Genomic DNA, 13,268 nt, shown 5'->3' on the forward strand with positions numbered 1-13,268 from the left:
CGCGCCGCCGCCTCCGGGCGGTGGACCGGCGGAACGTCCGGCCGACTCCCTGGAGCGCGTGATGCAAGAAGCCTCTCGCACGGCCCTCATCGCGCTGCGGACAGGTGCGCCCACGGCGGTCCCCCCGGCCTCGTCCGGGGCCGCGTGATGCGCGCGGGTACGGCCTCGTCGGCCGGCGGCGCGGGGGCGGCGGCACCCGTGGACACGAGCGAGCCGTCGCGGGTGCGCGAGATCACCGCCGCCAGTGTCTTCACCGCGCTCGGCACGTCACGGCGTGGCCTCACCCCCGCGCAGGTCGGCGAGAGACTGCAACGGTACGGGGCCAACGAACTGCCGCGTGCCCGGCGTCGCGGCGTCTGGCGGCAGTTGGGGGCGCAGTTCACCGACCTGTTCGCGGTGGTGCTGCTCGTCGCCTCGGCGATCACGTTCCTGGCGTACGGCCTGCAGCAGCCGCGTGACCCGGGCACCCTGCAACTGGCGGTGGCGATCCTGGGCGTCGTGATGCTGAACGCCGCCATCGGCTTCGCGCAGGAGTACTCGGCGGAGCGTACGGCGCAGGCCCTTGAGGCGATGGTGCCGCACACCTGCCGGGTGCTGCGCGACGGTGTCCGCCTGGAGGTGCCGGCCCGGGAGCTGGTGCCGGGCGACGTCGTGGTGCTGGATGCCGGGGACGCCGTGTCGGCGGACTGCCGGGTGGTCGAGGCGCACGAACTGGCGGTGAACAACGCGTCCTTGACCGGTGAGAGCAACGCCGTGGCACGATCGGCGGACGCGGTGACGGACGGGCCCGCGTTGGAAGCGCGCAACTGCGTTTTCATGGGGACCGATGTCGTCGCGGGGGCCGGGAGCGCGGTGGTTTTCGCCACGGGAGCGGAAACCGAGTTCGGGCGCATCCACCGGCTGGCGGCGGCGGCGCCCCGGCAGCGAACGCCTCTGCAGCGCGAAGTGGCCGTCATGGCGCGGCGAGTGGCGGGGGCGGCGCTGGCGATCGGTGCGCTGATGTTCGTCGTGCGGTTGCCCACCGGTGAGTCCCTGGTGCCCTCGTTCGTGTTCGCGCTCGGGGTGATGGTGGCGCTGGTCCCGGAGGGACTGCCCGCTACCCTGTCGGTCTCCCTGGCGATCGGCGTGCGGCGGATGGCGCGCCGCAGGGCGCTGATCAAACGGTTGCTGGCGGTGGAGGCCCTCGGATCGACCACGGTGGTCTGCACCGACAAGACCGGGACGCTCACCCAGGCGGAGATGACCGTCACCCGGGTGTGGGCGGGCGGTACCGCGCACCCGGTGACCGGTGTGGGTTACGCGCCGCACGGCGAGGTCGCCGACGCGGCGGGGGTACGCGAGCTGCTGCGGGTGGCGGGCCTGTGCTGCGATGCCAGACTGGTGCCGCCCGGGGGCCCCGGGGAGCACTGGAGGGTGCTCGGTGACACGACCGAGGGCGCCCTGCTCGTCGTGGCCGCCAAGGCCGGGCTGGACCTCGGCGCGCAGGAGCGGGCGACCCCCCGGGTGACGGAGTTCCCCTTCGACTCGGACCGCAAGTTGATGAGCACGGTCCACCGGGCCGGCGCGTCGTATCAGGCATGCGTCAAGGGGGCTCCCGCGGAGCTGCTGGCGCGCTGCGTCGACGTGGAGTGGGAGGGGCGGCGCGGGCCTTTGACGGAGCGGGACCGGGCGTCCGTCGTCACGGCGGGGGACGCGCTGGCGTCCCAGGGGCTGCGGGTACTGGCCGTCGCACGGCGGGAGGTGGCCGTCCCCGTTCCCGCTCAGGAGGAGGCCGAGTCCGGGCTCACCCTCCTCGGCCTGGTCGGGATGTTGGACCCGCCGCGCCCGGAGGTCACCGACGCGGTCGCGGCCTGCCGCCGGGCGGGCATCCGGATCGTCATGGTCACCGGCGACCATCCCCTGACCGGGGAGGCTGTGGCACGCCGGGTGGGCATCGTGCGCCGGCCCGATCCGGTGGTGGTCACGGGGGCCCGCCTCGACTCCCTGGACGACGCCGCGCTCGACACGCTCCTCGCCGAGCCCTCCGAGCTGCTGCTGTGCCGGGTCAGCCCGGAGCACAAGATGCGCGTGGTCACCGCGTTCCAGCGGCGGGGCGAGGTGGTCGCGGTGACCGGGGACGGCGCGAACGACGCTCCCGCGCTCAAGCACGCCGACATCGGGGTGGCGATGGGGGCGTCGGGCACCGATGTCGCCCGGGAGGCGGCCTCGATGGTGCTGCTGGACGACTCGTTCGCCTCCATCGCGGCCGCCGTGCGGCTCGGCCGCGCGGTCTACAGGAACATCCGGAAATTTCTCGTCTACGTCTTCAGCAGCAACATCGGCGAACTCGGCCCGATCCTGGTGGCGACGTTCGCCGGGTTCCCGCTCGTGCCCATCAGCGCGGTGCAGATCCTCGCGATCGACCTGGGGTCCGACGTGATGCCGGCCCTGGCTCTGGGCGCGGAACGGCCCGAACCGGATGTGATGGACCGCCCGCCGCGCTCCCGGCGCGAACCGCTGTTCTCGGCCGCCGTGGTGGGACGCATCCTCTTCCTGGGCGGCATCCAGGCCCTCTGCGTGTGCGCGGTGTTCTTCTGGCACATCCGTTCCTCCGGCATCCCGTTCGACGATCTCACCGAGGACAACCCCGTCTACCGGGAGGCCGTCACACTCGCCCAGGCCGGGATCGTGATCAGTCAGTTCTTCATCTCGTTCGCGGTCCGCACCGACCGCCAGAGCCTCCTGGCCGTGGGGCCACTGTCCAATCCGGCCCTGCTCGCGGCGGGTGGCTTCGGAGTCGCTCTCATGGCCGCGATCAGCTACCTGCCCCCGCTGCAGTCCGTCTTCAACACCGCTCCGCTCGACGCCGCCGACTGGGCGGTGCTGGTGGCGCTCGGCACCCTGCCCCTGCTCGCGGACGAGGCGCGCAAGGCATGGCTGCGCGGTCGCGCCGGCCACCGGAAAGGAGCCCCACGGTGAAGGTGATCGTCATCGGCTGCGGACGGGTGGGCTCCATGCTCGCCGGTCTGCTCGCCAGGGAAGGACACGACGTGCGCGTGGTCGACCGGCGCCCTCAAGCGGCCCGGCGGTTGCCCGACAGTCCCCGTATCCGCTTCCACGAGGGCAACGGATACAGCCGGGCCGTGCTGTCGGCCGCCGGGATCGAGCACGCGGACGCCTTCGTTGCCGTGACCTCGGGGGACAACAGCAACATCGTCAGCGCGCGTACGGCGAAGGAGACCTACCGGGTGCCCGTCGTCCTCGCCCGCATCTACGACCCCCGGCGGGCCGACATCTACCGCGATCTCGGCATCCCGACCATCGCCAGCGTCCGCTGGACCGTGCATCAGATCCACCGGATGCTGCTGCACCGGCACTTGAGTCCGGAACTCAGCTTCGGCAACGGCGAGACGCTGCTGATCCGTTCCGAGGTGCCCCGCTACCTGGTCGGACGGCGGCTGACGGAGTTCGACGTCGACGGCGAGATCCGCGTGGTCGAGGTCACCCGGGCGGGCCGCTCCCTCATTCCCGCCCACAGCACCACCGCGCTGGCCGACGACCTGGTCACCTTCTCCGTCGCCGCCACCGCCCTGGGCAGACTGCGCGGTTTTCTCGACAAGGAGCTGGGGACGTGAACGTGCTCATCGCCGGGGCGGGACGGCTCGGCACCCAGATCGCCCAGGTGCTCTCCGCGGCCCGCAACGAGGTCACGCTGATCGACAACGACGACGCCCGGGTGGCCGACCTGCGGGGCCGCGTCCCGGTGCGGCTGCTGGCGGGCGACGCCTGCGAACCGGCTCTGCTGGAGGACGCCGGCGCGCTGACCGCCGATCTGGTCATCGCCACCACCGGCGACGACGAGGACAACCTCGTGATCAGTCTGCTGGCCAAGCGTCAGTTCTCGGTGCCGCGCGTGGCAGCCCGCGTCAACGACGCCGACAACGCCTGGCTGTTCGACGGGCGCTGGGGGGTCGATGTCGCCGTCCCCGCCGCGACCCCTCTGATCTCCCTGATCGAGGAGGCCACCGGCGCCACGGACACCGTCGCCCTGCTCCGGCTCAGCAAGGCGGGCGTCGAGGTCATCGAGACGGCCATCACGGAGCGGTCCAGGACCGCGGGGCGGGCCCTCGGGGACGTGCGGCTGCCCGAGGGGACGGTCGTCGCCACCATCGTCCGGGACGGGCAGCCGACCGTACCGGACCCGGCGGTCCGGCTCCTGCCCGGTGACGAACTCCTTCTCGTGTCGCACACGGCGACCGAGGAGGAGATCCATGCGGCATTCCAGTGACCGGACCGCTTTCCGGCGGCCCGCCCCCGGTTCGCGGAACCCGCGGCGGTCCCGGCGCCCGCGAGCATCGTGCCCTCAGGTGCGCTCCCCCGCTCCCCGCACGACCGCGACCGGGCAGTGCGCGTGGTGCAGGAGGGCCTGGCTGACCGATCCCAGGAGCAGCCCGGCGAAACCACCACGCCCGCGCGCACCGACCACCATGAGCTGGGCGGACCGGCTCGCCTCGATCAACGCCTCCCGTGTCCTGCCGTGCACCACCCTGCGCTCCACGTCGACCCCCGGGTAGCGCTCCCGGTGCCCCGCCAGCGCCTCGGCCAGCAGACGCTCCTCCTCCGCCGCCAGGGCACCGGGCGGGTTGGCGTACGGCGCCGACGCGTCCTGCGGCGCGGGCAGCGGGGCGTTCCAGGTGGTCCAGGCGTGCAGCGCCACCAGCGGCGCGTTGCGCAGGGTGGCTTCCGCGAAGGCGAAGTCCACGGCCCTCTCCCCGGCTGCCGAGGCGTCGACGCCCAGCAGGATCGGGCCGTCGTGGTGTCGCTGTTCACGCACCACCAGCACCGGACACCGGGCGTGCCCGGCCAGATGCACCGCAGCCGAACCCACCAGCAGCCCGACGAAGCCACCCATGCCCCGGGAGCCCACCACCACCAGTTCCGCGGCACGTGACTGGGCCTCCAACACCGTCAGCGGCTCCCCGGCGACCACGACATGGCTGACGTCGACCTCGGGCTCCACGGTTCGCGCGAACCGCACCGCCTCGGCCACCAGGCGTTCGACCATGTTCCGCAGTCCGCCCTCCGGCGGACCCAGCGGAGACGGCCCCAGCGGCACATGCATCGCGGGCCAGACGAAGGCGTGCACCACCCGCAGCCCCGCACCGCGCAACCGCGCCTCCCGCGCTGCGACCTCCACCGCCGCGAGACCCGACGCCGAACCGTCCACGCCCACGACCACGAGTCCGCTCACGACGCCTCCTCCTGCCGATACGACTGTGATCTCACCTCAAGATTCACCCCGTCCGTGCTCATGCGCCCCACTGGGGGAACGGCCGGTGGCGGCCCAGCGTCGCCGGACCCCGTCCTCGTGCTCCGCCTGTTCCAGGGCCAGGTCGGCGCGGGCGAGCGTCTCTCTCAGCCGCGGAATCCAGTGCCGGCGCAGGGCACGGACCCGATGGCGCGTCCTCACCACCTCCTCGCCCACGAGTTCGGCCGCGGTACGGGCCGCGGCGTACTCGCCCGCGGCCCGTAGGGCACGGGCGTACGCCGCCTCCGCATGGACGAGCGCCGTGTTCGCGGGAGCCTCGGCGGTGGGCGGACGGGAGGGTACGGACACGGAGGCGGCCGCCGGATGGCGCACCCCCATGGCGGTGGTCCAGCTCACCTCGGCCTCGGCGGCCCCGATACCGGCGGCGGCCCGGTCGAGGGCCTGCCCCCCGCCGAGCAGCAGGCCACGAAGGACCCAGCGCTCCGATTCGGACAGCAGTTCGCCCCAGGCATGTCCGGCAGCCTCCGCAGCGGTCAGCAGCCGAGCGTGCTCGGCACGCAGGACGCGGAGCTTCTGCTCCAGCAGCTGGGCGCCGCGCTCGGCGACGTCGAGGCTGTGCCGCAGTCTCAGCCGCCCGGCCCGACCGGGAGGCGTACGGCGGAGCCCGCTCATCAGGGCGCCTCCGGGTCCGGGGTGGTGCCGGTCGCGGATGCGACGGTGCCTTCGGGGACTCGGCCCGCCTCCGGCGCGTCCTTCCCGGCGCCTGTCGCCCCATGGGCGTCCAGGAGGCGGGCCGGGAGCATCGAGAGCTGGCCGCGCGGCAGGGTGAGCAGGGCGCTCCAGCCACGTTCCAGGGCCTCGTCCAGTCCGCGCGCCTCGTCGCTCCCCTGGTCGGCGAAGTCCCGCAGGAACGCCTCCTCGAAGTCCAGGTAGCGGCGGTCGGTGGGGGTCAGGGCCGCCTGCCCGACCAGGTCGGCGAGGTCGCGGACCTGGCGGGCGCGGGCCAGGGCGGCCAGCAGCTGCGCCGCGACATCGAGATGGTCGTCGCGGGTGCGGCCTGGGCCGGCCCCTTTGCGCATCAGTCGGGACAGCGAGGACAGCGCGTCCAGCGGCGGATACACACCACGGGCGTGCACCGCGGGCGAGAGCACGATCTGTCCCTCGGTGATGTAGCCGGTCAGGTCGGGCACGGGGTGGGTGATGTCGCCCGCGGGCATCGTGAGCACGGGCAGCACGGTGACCGATCCGGGACGGCCACGGACGCGTCCGCAGCGCTCGTACAGGGAGGCGAGGTCGCTGTAGAGGTAGCCGGGGTAGGCGCGACGGGCGGGGATCTCCCCGCGGACGGCGGAGACCTCGCGCAGCGCCTCGGCGTAGGTCGTCATGTCGGTCATCACCACCAGGACGTGCCGCCCCTCGGTGAAGGCGAGGTGTTCGGCCACCGTCAGGGCGATCCGGGGGGTGAGGATCCGTTCGATCACCGGGTCGTCGGCGGTGTTGAGCAGCAGGACCAGTTCTCCCGCCGCGGACCGCTCCTCCAGCGCGTCGCGTACGAAGGAGGCGTCGGCGTGGGTGAGCCCCATGCCGGCGAAGACGACGCTGAACGCCGCACCGGAGACGGTCGCCTGTGCGGCGATCTGGGCGGCCAGCTCCAGATGCGGCAGCCCGGCGACCGAGAACACCGGGAGCTTCTGGCCGCGGACGAGAGTGGTCAGGGCGTCGACGGCGCCGACGCCGGTGAGCACGGCCTCCGACGGCGGCTCGCGCCGCACCGGGTTGATGGGGGCGCCACCGACCTCGGCGGTGCGGGAGCCGAGGACAGGCGGTCCGCCGTCGAGCGGCTCGCCCCGGCCGTTGCAGACCCGGCCGAGCCAGTCCGTGCCGACCGGGACGCGCAGCGGGCCGCCGGAGAACGCCGCGCGCACGCCCCGCGGGTCCATGCCCGAGGTGCCCTCCAGCACCTGGACGACCGCCAGGTCCCGGTCGGCGTCCAGGACCACGCCGTGGCGTCGTTCGCCCGAGGCGAGTGTGATGTGCGCGTACTCGTCCCAGCCGACCCCCGAGACGCTTTCGACGATCACGAGCGGGCCCCGCAGCTCACGCACGGCCGTGTACTCGATGCCGCCGGGCGCGCTCATCGCCGCACCTCGTCCAGCGCGGCGAGCATGGTGTCCCGTCGCGCCGTCACCCCGGCGGCGTCGTGCGGCCCGGTGTCCTCGCGGGCGCGCAGCAGGGGGCCGAAGTCGATCTCCTCGACGGAGGCGGCGGGCACGCCCGCGTCGACCAGGTCGCGGCAGCGGTCGGCGACCGCCAGAGCGGCGTCGGCCAGGGCGGCCGTCTTCTCCGGCCCGCAGTAGGCGTCCCGCTCCGACAGGGCGCTCTGCTGCAGCACGCCCTCCCTGAGGAGCCGGCCCGCCAGGACGCCGATCCGCTCCCGCCCGGGAAGGGCGGCGATGCCGATCAGGTCGACCAGGTCGGCCAGCCGGTCGGCCTCGGCCAGCACGGTCGCGACCCTCTCGCGGCGCCGCGCCCACTCCGTGTCGCCGGCCGCCCGGTGACCGCCGGCCAGGACCGGGACGTCCCGGGAGAAGGAGCCCGCCCAGGACACGGCCGGGTAGTGACGGGCGTAGGCGAGGTCGCGGTCGAGGGTCCACAGGCAGCGGACGAAGCGTTCGGTGTGTGCCGTGACCGGTTCGGTCAGATCCCCACCGGGCGGGGACACCGCGCCGATCACCGTCACGGAGCCCCGGTCCCCGCCGAGGGTGGTCACGGTGGCGGCCCGCTCGTAGAAGGCGGCGATGGCCGAGGCCAGCCCAGCCGGGTAGCCCTCCTCGGCCGGCAGTGCGCCGGTGCGGGAGGCGAACTCCCGCAGCGCCTCCGCCCACCGGGACGTCGAGTCGGCGATGACGACCACGTCCAGGCCCATGTCACGGAAGTACTCGGCGACGGTCACCCCGGTGTACACGCTCGCCTCCCGGGCCATCATCGGCATGTTGGACGTGTTGGCGATCGTCACGGTGCGGTCCGTCAGACGCCCGCCCGTCCGCGGGTCCCTCAGCTCCGCCAGTTCGGTGATGACATCGGCCATCTCGTTGCCGCGCTCGCCGCAGCCGACGTAGACGATGACATCGGCGTCGCACCATTTCGCGATCTGCTGGAGCAGCATGGTCTTGCCCGTGCCGAACCCGCCCGGTACCGCCACCGTGCTGCCCCGGGCGACGGGGAAGAGCAGGTCGATCGCCCGCTGACCGGTGTTCAGCGCCTCGCGGCTGTCGACGCGCTCTCTCACCGGGCGTGGCCGGCGCACCGGCCAGGAGGCGCCGATCGTCACCTGCGTGCCGCCGACGACAGCGGTCACGGCATCCCCCGGCAGCTCACCGGCGGTGGCGATCTCCGTCACCGTGCCCGCACAGCCCGGCGGGGCGAGGACCTTCACGCGTACCGGTCCGGCGTCACGAATCTCTCCGAGCGCCTGCCCCTCGGCCACCCGGTCCCCCCGCGCCACCAGGGGAGCGAAGGACCAGGTGCGCTCGGACGCGAAGGCCATGGGGGCACCGGGCCCCAGCCAGTCCCCGGCGCCGGCGAGGGGGCGCAGCAGACCGTCGAAGATCCCGCCGAGCAGTTCGGGGCCCAGGCGCACCGAAAGCGGGTGGCCCCGCGGTACCGCCGTCTGTCCCGGAGCGAGCCCGCCCGTGTACTCGTAGGCCTGGACGGTGGCCACGTCACCGCTGATGGCCACCACCTCGCCGGGCAGTCCGGCGGGGCCGACGGAGACCAGGTCGTACATCGCGGTGCCGCCCCGGTACTCCATCTCGACCAGCGGCCCGGTCACGCGCAGGATCCGGCAGGCCGCCGGCCCGCCGGTCACGGGGGATCGCGTCACGGCTCCCACAGCACCCGCACCTCCCCTCCCAGTCGGTCGAGGGCACGGTCCGCCAGCGCGGTCAGCGACAGGTCGACCCGTCGTCCCGGTGCCCGCGCCACCACCCCCCCTTCGGGATGCTCGGTCACCTCCGCGTCCGGGCCGAGCAGGGCACGGGCGAGTCGCTCCAGCCGCCCGCGCAGATCCGCGTAGTCGTCCGTCCGGCGCAGCTCGCCGACCCGGTCGGCGATGGCCCGGCGCAGATCGTCGTACGCCTCTCGACGGGCGGAGAGGATGCGGGACCTGGCCTCCCGCCGAGCCCGCAGAAGAAGATCCCGGGCCGCCGTCGCTCCGTCGGCCTCGCCCTGCCGACGTGCTTCGTCGAGGACCGCCGCGGCCCCGGCGCCCGCCCCGTCGAGGACGGCCGCTGCCTCCGTCGCGGCACGGGCCGACAATGCCTCCGCGTCGGTGCGGGCGGCGCGCAGCATTTCCGCCCGGACCGGATCGAGCGCGTCCGCCGTCCTCCCTGGTGTCGTCGGCGTCATGGCGGCATCACGGCGATCAGCGGACGTCGGCCCGTGGGCTCCGCGGGTCGCGGTCCGAGGGTCCCGGCGGCGGCCGGGGTGAGGATCACGAGATCGACGTCGGCCGGCAACTCCCGCCAGCCCCGGTGTACGGCACCGGGGTCGTCGGCGACCAGGACGACGACTCCGGCCAGGGCCAGACCCGCGACCCTGGCGCGCTCTCCGAGTGCGACGACGCGTCCCACGGTCAGGCCTTCCCGATCAGGATGACGGCCACGACCAGACCGTAGATGGCGATGCCCTCGGCCAGGCCGACGATCACCATGGCCCGGCCGAAGAGTTCGGGGCGCTCGCTGAGCGCGGCGAGTGCCGCCGCGCCGGTGTAAGCGACGGCGACACCGGCCCCGATCGTCGCTCCGGCCACCGCGATCGCCGCTCCGATCAGGGCCGCCGAACCGGATCCCGAGTCGGTGGCCGCCGTGGTGGCGGCCTGCGCGGACGTCCCGCCGAGCGCCAGTGTCAGCACGACCGTGGAGACGACCAGGAGCACCGCGTCGGCGGCCACCATCCACCACAGGGCCGTTCGGCCCGAGCGCCTCACCACGAGACGTACGGCGACGAATCCCGCCACGATCAGGGGCAGGGCCAGGAACCAGGTGATCACGACCGCTCCTCTCTCACAGAGCCGTGTTCGACGCCCGCCACGGTCGGGGGCGCATCCCGAGCACGCTGGACGGGCAGCTGCCAGGGCCGGAACGGATGTCCCTCCGCATCGAAGAGCCGGGAGAACAGCTCGTAGAACTCCAGGCGCAGGGCCTGCACCCCGGCCACGAGCGCTTCCAGCGAGAAGGTCACGGCGTTGCCCACCAGGAACACGGCGACCGCGAGGACGGCGCCGACCGCGCCCCGGCCCACCAGTGCCGTCGTGGCGTCCCAGACGATCGCACCGAGCGCGGCGTGGGTCAGGCCGAAGGCCGCCAGACGTGCGAAGGACACGACGTTGGAACCGATGCGTACCAGCGTGTCGAAGAGCTGGATGCCGGTCTGCACGGCACCCCCCGGCCCGCCCGCCGTCGTGGCGTACAGGCCGGCCCCCGCCAGCGTCAGACCGGTGACGGCGATCAGGGCCCCGACCGCCCCGTACACCGTCTGACCGAGCCACACGGCCGCGGCGACGGCGGCGAGGCCGAGGTACAGCGCCGCCCCGGCGACACCGGTCGTCGAGTACAGGGCCGCCGTCGGTCCGCCCTCCCGCCACCGGTTGACGATCCCGGCGCCGTAGGCCACCGCCAGCAGCACGGCCCCCAGTCCGACGGCGGCGCCCAGCAGCCGCATGGGCTGCTCCAGCGGTTCCAGCCAGAGCACCGGCAGCGCTCCGGTCGGACCGAAGAACTCGCCGTACGCCAGCCCGGCCAGGGTGGCTGCCGCGCCCGCCGCCGCGACGAACGGCCACAGCGGGCGCAGCGCCGCCGCCCGGCGCGGTCGGCCCGCGCGCAGCATCAGGGCGCCGAGAACCAGCAGCAACCCGTGTCCCGCGTCGCCGAACATCAGGCCGAACATCACCACGTACACGATTCCCGCGGGCAGGGTGGGGTCGAGGTCGGTGTAGGGCACGGTTCCGTACGTGCTGACCAACGGTGTGAAGGAGCGCCGCACGGGCCTCGCCGGGCCCGCCGGGGGCGCGGTGCCGGCCCCTGCCAGCAAGGTCGGTGGATCGATGCCCCGCGGAGGCCGCAGGGGCACCAGGGCGCCCCCGGCGACCGCGACGCGCGCCGCCGTCGGGCCCACCTCCGTCTGGGGGCACCAACCGGCCAGAGCGGCGACCCCACCGTGCCGGACGGCGCTGTCGAGGCGTTCCTCCAGCTGAGCCTCGCCCGCCAGCAGGTCCGCCCTGCCCTCGCGCTCCAGCGCGTCCAGGTCGGGGGGAGCCTCACTGAGAACGGGGGGTGCGGCCGACTCGACGCGCAACCGCTGCAGCCGCCTCGCCGCGGGCCCACGGGTGTCCGTTCCGCCGTCGTCGGCCAGATCGATCTGGACACAGCCCGCTTCGGCGATCCGCACGAGGTTCTCCCGCAGCGTCTGTTCGGGGGCCACGAGGGCCACCCTGCGCATCCGGACCGGCATCGCCGTCTCAGCCCGGCCCATCGGGCACCTCCACGGTCCAGTGCTTCGGCCCGCCTCCCCGCGCGGCCAGTTCCAGCGCGCCGCGCGTCCGCCAGGCGTCGGCCGACAACAGGGCGACGGCGCCCACCACGGGCCGAGGTCCGAAACCGGACCGGCGCAGCAGCTCACGACCGTCCTGGCCCACCGCGTGCCACCACCGGCCCTCCGCCCGCCACAGATCCGCCGCCTCGTCGACGTCGTCGAAGAGCCAGCTCGCGGTGGGCGGCAGCGCCTGCCGGAAATCCGCGTAGGCGCCTGAGGCGACCGCTCGCGGGCCGAGCAGCCGCGCCGCGCGGCGGAGGCTGACGTCCGGCAGACGACGGCCGAGGACCAGTGTTTCGCGGCCGAACTGCAGAGCAACCCGGGCCGCCGCCCAACGCGCCGCGTCGGGAACGGCGTCGGCGAGCCGTACGGCGGCGGAGATCCGCATGCCGGAGGCGATGGCGGCCGGGGAGTCGCCTCCCGGATCACCCCAGGAGGAGGACGCGAGCGCGGTGCGCAGCTCCGCCGCGGTGCGGGTGCGGGAGAGGCGGGGCCAGGCGGTCGCCAGCGCGCCCAGGCGGTGGGGCGCAGGGTGGAAGGGTTCCGCGCCCGGACCGGGCCCGTGGCTGTCGGGGAACATGCCACCGAGGTGATGCATGACGTTCGAGATCTCGAAACCCGCGGCGAGTGCCCGCACCGCTCGGGCCCCGGCGGAGGGCTGCCAGCCGGCGAGCACCCGCAGATGCCACAGGAGGGTCGAGGAGATCGCTCGCTGGGCCTCGGCCGCCGTGGCGCCCACGGTGACGTCACGACGGTAAGCCGTGGCCGCGAGGTGACGCAGGGCCTCGTCGAGCGTGCCGGAAGAGGCCAGCTCTCCGATGCCCTCGCGTCCCAGGCACCTGGTGCGCAGCGCCCGTGCCCTGGTCGTCCCGGCCACCCAGCCGGCGCCCATCAGGACTCGGCCTCCGGTGTCGGCGACGGCAGCCGGTCCGCCGCGATGTCCGCCAGCACCAGCGCGACGGCCCGATCGGCGAGATCGCTCGTCCTGGTCCTCGCCGCCTCTCGTACCGCGGTCGCCTTGCGGTCCGCGTCAGCGAGCATCTCCGCCGCTTCGCGTTCGGAGGCGCGCGCTGTCTCCTCGGCTGCCCGCTCCCGGGTCCGGTGGGCCTGCAGGCGCGCCTGGGCCAGAATCTCCGCGGCCTTGTTCTCGGCCTCACTCCGTCGCGCGGCGGCTGCCACGGCGGCCTGGCGGCGCAGATCCCGCGCCGCTGTCTCCGCGTCCTCCAGCAGGGCCAGGGGCGGTCCGAGTTCCGCGCGCAGCGCGGCGGTCCGGTCCGCCGGGATTCCGGCCGGTGGCGACGCCCGGCCGGGCGTCGCCACCGGCCGGAATCGAGTGAGAAAGTCCCGGAAACCCGTCATGAGCGCTCCTCCAGGCGGGCTCGAGAGCCCCGCTCCCCACTCTCCTGGATAGCCGCCGCGATGTCGCGCC

The 13,268-nt window shown here is 74.2% G+C and carries 13 protein-coding genes; 3 read left to right on the top strand and 10 right to left on the bottom strand.

All coding sequences use genetic code 11. The annotated features are described in order from the left end of the window. Positions 1 to 147: 147 nt before the first annotated feature. From P8T65_RS02570 to P8T65_RS02580, 3 genes are read left to right on the top strand one after another with little or no spacing between them, the layout of a single operon-like run. A complete protein-coding gene (locus tag P8T65_RS02570) occupies positions 148 to 2,958 on the top strand; it encodes a cation-transporting P-type ATPase (protein ID WP_316723772.1) in 2,811 nt (936 codons plus the stop codon). Further along, the gene (locus P8T65_RS02575) at positions 2,955 to 3,614 is read left to right on the top strand and encodes a TrkA family potassium uptake protein (protein ID WP_316723773.1); all 660 of its coding nucleotides are present in this window, start codon (positions 2,955 to 2,957) and stop codon (positions 3,612 to 3,614) included. The genes P8T65_RS02570 and P8T65_RS02575 overlap by 4 nt, the downstream gene beginning before the upstream one ends. Then, the gene (locus tag P8T65_RS02580; RefSeq protein WP_316723774.1) at positions 3,611 to 4,267 is read left to right on the top strand and encodes a TrkA family potassium uptake protein; all 657 of its coding nucleotides are present in this window, start codon (positions 3,611 to 3,613) and stop codon (positions 4,265 to 4,267) included. Before P8T65_RS02575 ends, P8T65_RS02580 begins: the two co-directional genes overlap by 4 nt. 75 nt (positions 4,268 to 4,342) lie before the next feature. Here P8T65_RS02580 and P8T65_RS02585 read toward each other — a convergent pair whose 3' ends face one another. Genes P8T65_RS02585 through P8T65_RS02630 form a run of 10 tightly spaced genes read right to left on the bottom strand, consistent with a single transcriptional unit; the run spans position 4,343 to position 13,198 of the window. Next, positions 4,343 to 5,230, bottom strand: a complete 888-nt coding sequence (locus tag P8T65_RS02585; RefSeq protein ID WP_316723775.1) for a universal stress protein — start codon at positions 5,228 to 5,230, stop codon at positions 4,343 to 4,345. A gap of 36 nt (positions 5,231 to 5,266) precedes the next feature. Next, positions 5,267 to 5,920 carry a V-type ATP synthase subunit D gene (locus tag P8T65_RS02590; protein ID WP_316723776.1) on the bottom strand — a complete coding sequence of 218 codons (654 nt, stop codon included), beginning with the start codon at positions 5,918 to 5,920 and terminating at the stop codon, positions 5,267 to 5,269. After that, positions 5,920 to 7,386 (bottom strand): V-type ATP synthase subunit B, encoded by a 1,467-nt coding sequence (locus P8T65_RS02595; protein WP_316723777.1) that lies wholly within the window; start codon positions 7,384 to 7,386, stop codon positions 5,920 to 5,922. Before P8T65_RS02595 ends, P8T65_RS02590 begins: the two co-directional genes overlap by 1 nt. Further along, entirely contained in the window at positions 7,383 to 9,131 is a 1,749-nt protein-coding gene (locus P8T65_RS02600; RefSeq protein WP_316723778.1) for a V-type ATP synthase subunit A, read from the bottom strand. The genes P8T65_RS02595 and P8T65_RS02600 overlap by 4 nt, the downstream gene beginning before the upstream one ends. Continuing rightward, positions 9,128 to 9,655: a hypothetical protein gene (locus P8T65_RS02605; protein ID WP_316723779.1), complete on the bottom strand. Its 528-nt coding sequence runs from the start codon at positions 9,653 to 9,655 to the stop codon at positions 9,128 to 9,130. The genes P8T65_RS02600 and P8T65_RS02605 overlap by 4 nt, the downstream gene beginning before the upstream one ends. Further along, positions 9,652 to 9,879, bottom strand: coding sequence for a hypothetical protein (locus tag P8T65_RS02610; protein ID WP_316723780.1), 228 nt, complete (start codon positions 9,877 to 9,879; stop codon positions 9,652 to 9,654). The genes P8T65_RS02605 and P8T65_RS02610 overlap by 4 nt, the downstream gene beginning before the upstream one ends. A 2-nt stretch (positions 9,880 to 9,881) precedes the next feature. Further along, complete coding sequence (locus P8T65_RS02615) at positions 9,882 to 10,298, bottom strand: ATP synthase subunit C (RefSeq protein WP_316723781.1); 417 nt, start codon at positions 10,296 to 10,298, stop codon at positions 9,882 to 9,884. After that, entirely contained in the window at positions 10,295 to 11,779 is a 1,485-nt protein-coding gene (locus P8T65_RS02620) for a V-type ATPase 116kDa subunit family protein (RefSeq protein WP_316723782.1), read from the bottom strand. The genes P8T65_RS02615 and P8T65_RS02620 overlap by 4 nt, the downstream gene beginning before the upstream one ends. Continuing rightward, positions 11,766 to 12,731: a V-type ATPase subunit gene (locus tag P8T65_RS02625; protein WP_316723783.1), complete on the bottom strand. Its 966-nt coding sequence runs from the start codon at positions 12,729 to 12,731 to the stop codon at positions 11,766 to 11,768. Before P8T65_RS02625 ends, P8T65_RS02620 begins: the two co-directional genes overlap by 14 nt. After that, complete coding sequence (locus P8T65_RS02630) at positions 12,731 to 13,198, bottom strand: hypothetical protein (RefSeq protein ID WP_316723784.1); 468 nt, start codon at positions 13,196 to 13,198, stop codon at positions 12,731 to 12,733. Before P8T65_RS02630 ends, P8T65_RS02625 begins: the two co-directional genes overlap by 1 nt. Between the last annotated feature and the right edge of the window lie 70 nt (positions 13,199 to 13,268).

It is taken from the genome of Streptomyces sp. 11x1 (genome assembly GCF_032598905.1).
In the GTDB taxonomy this organism is placed as follows: Bacteria; Actinomycetota; Actinomycetes; order Streptomycetales; family Streptomycetaceae; genus Streptomyces.

What these genes read in the sequence shown, in the direction of transcription:
- P8T65_RS02570 (WP_316723772.1), top strand. Translation starts at nt 148, where the DNA reads ATGCGCGCGGGTACGGCCTCGTCGGCCGGCGGCGCGGGGGCGGCGGCA.
- P8T65_RS02590 (WP_316723776.1), bottom strand. Translation starts at nt 5,920, where the DNA reads ATGAGCGGGCTCCGCCGTACGCCTCCCGGTCGGGCCGGGCGGCTGAGA.
- P8T65_RS02595 (WP_316723777.1), bottom strand. Translation starts at nt 7,386, where the DNA reads ATGAGCGCGCCCGGCGGCATCGAGTACACGGCCGTGCGTGAGCTGCGG.
- P8T65_RS02605 (WP_316723779.1), bottom strand. Translation starts at nt 9,655, where the DNA reads ATGACGCCGACGACACCAGGGAGGACGGCGGACGCGCTCGATCCGGTC.
- P8T65_RS02620 (WP_316723782.1), bottom strand. Translation starts at nt 11,779, where the DNA reads ATGGGCCGGGCTGAGACGGCGATGCCGGTCCGGATGCGCAGGGTGGCC.
- P8T65_RS02625 (WP_316723783.1), bottom strand. Translation starts at nt 12,731, where the DNA reads ATGGGCGCCGGCTGGGTGGCCGGGACGACCAGGGCACGGGCGCTGCGC.
- P8T65_RS02630 (WP_316723784.1), bottom strand. Translation starts at nt 13,198, where the DNA reads ATGACGGGTTTCCGGGACTTTCTCACTCGATTCCGGCCGGTGGCGACG.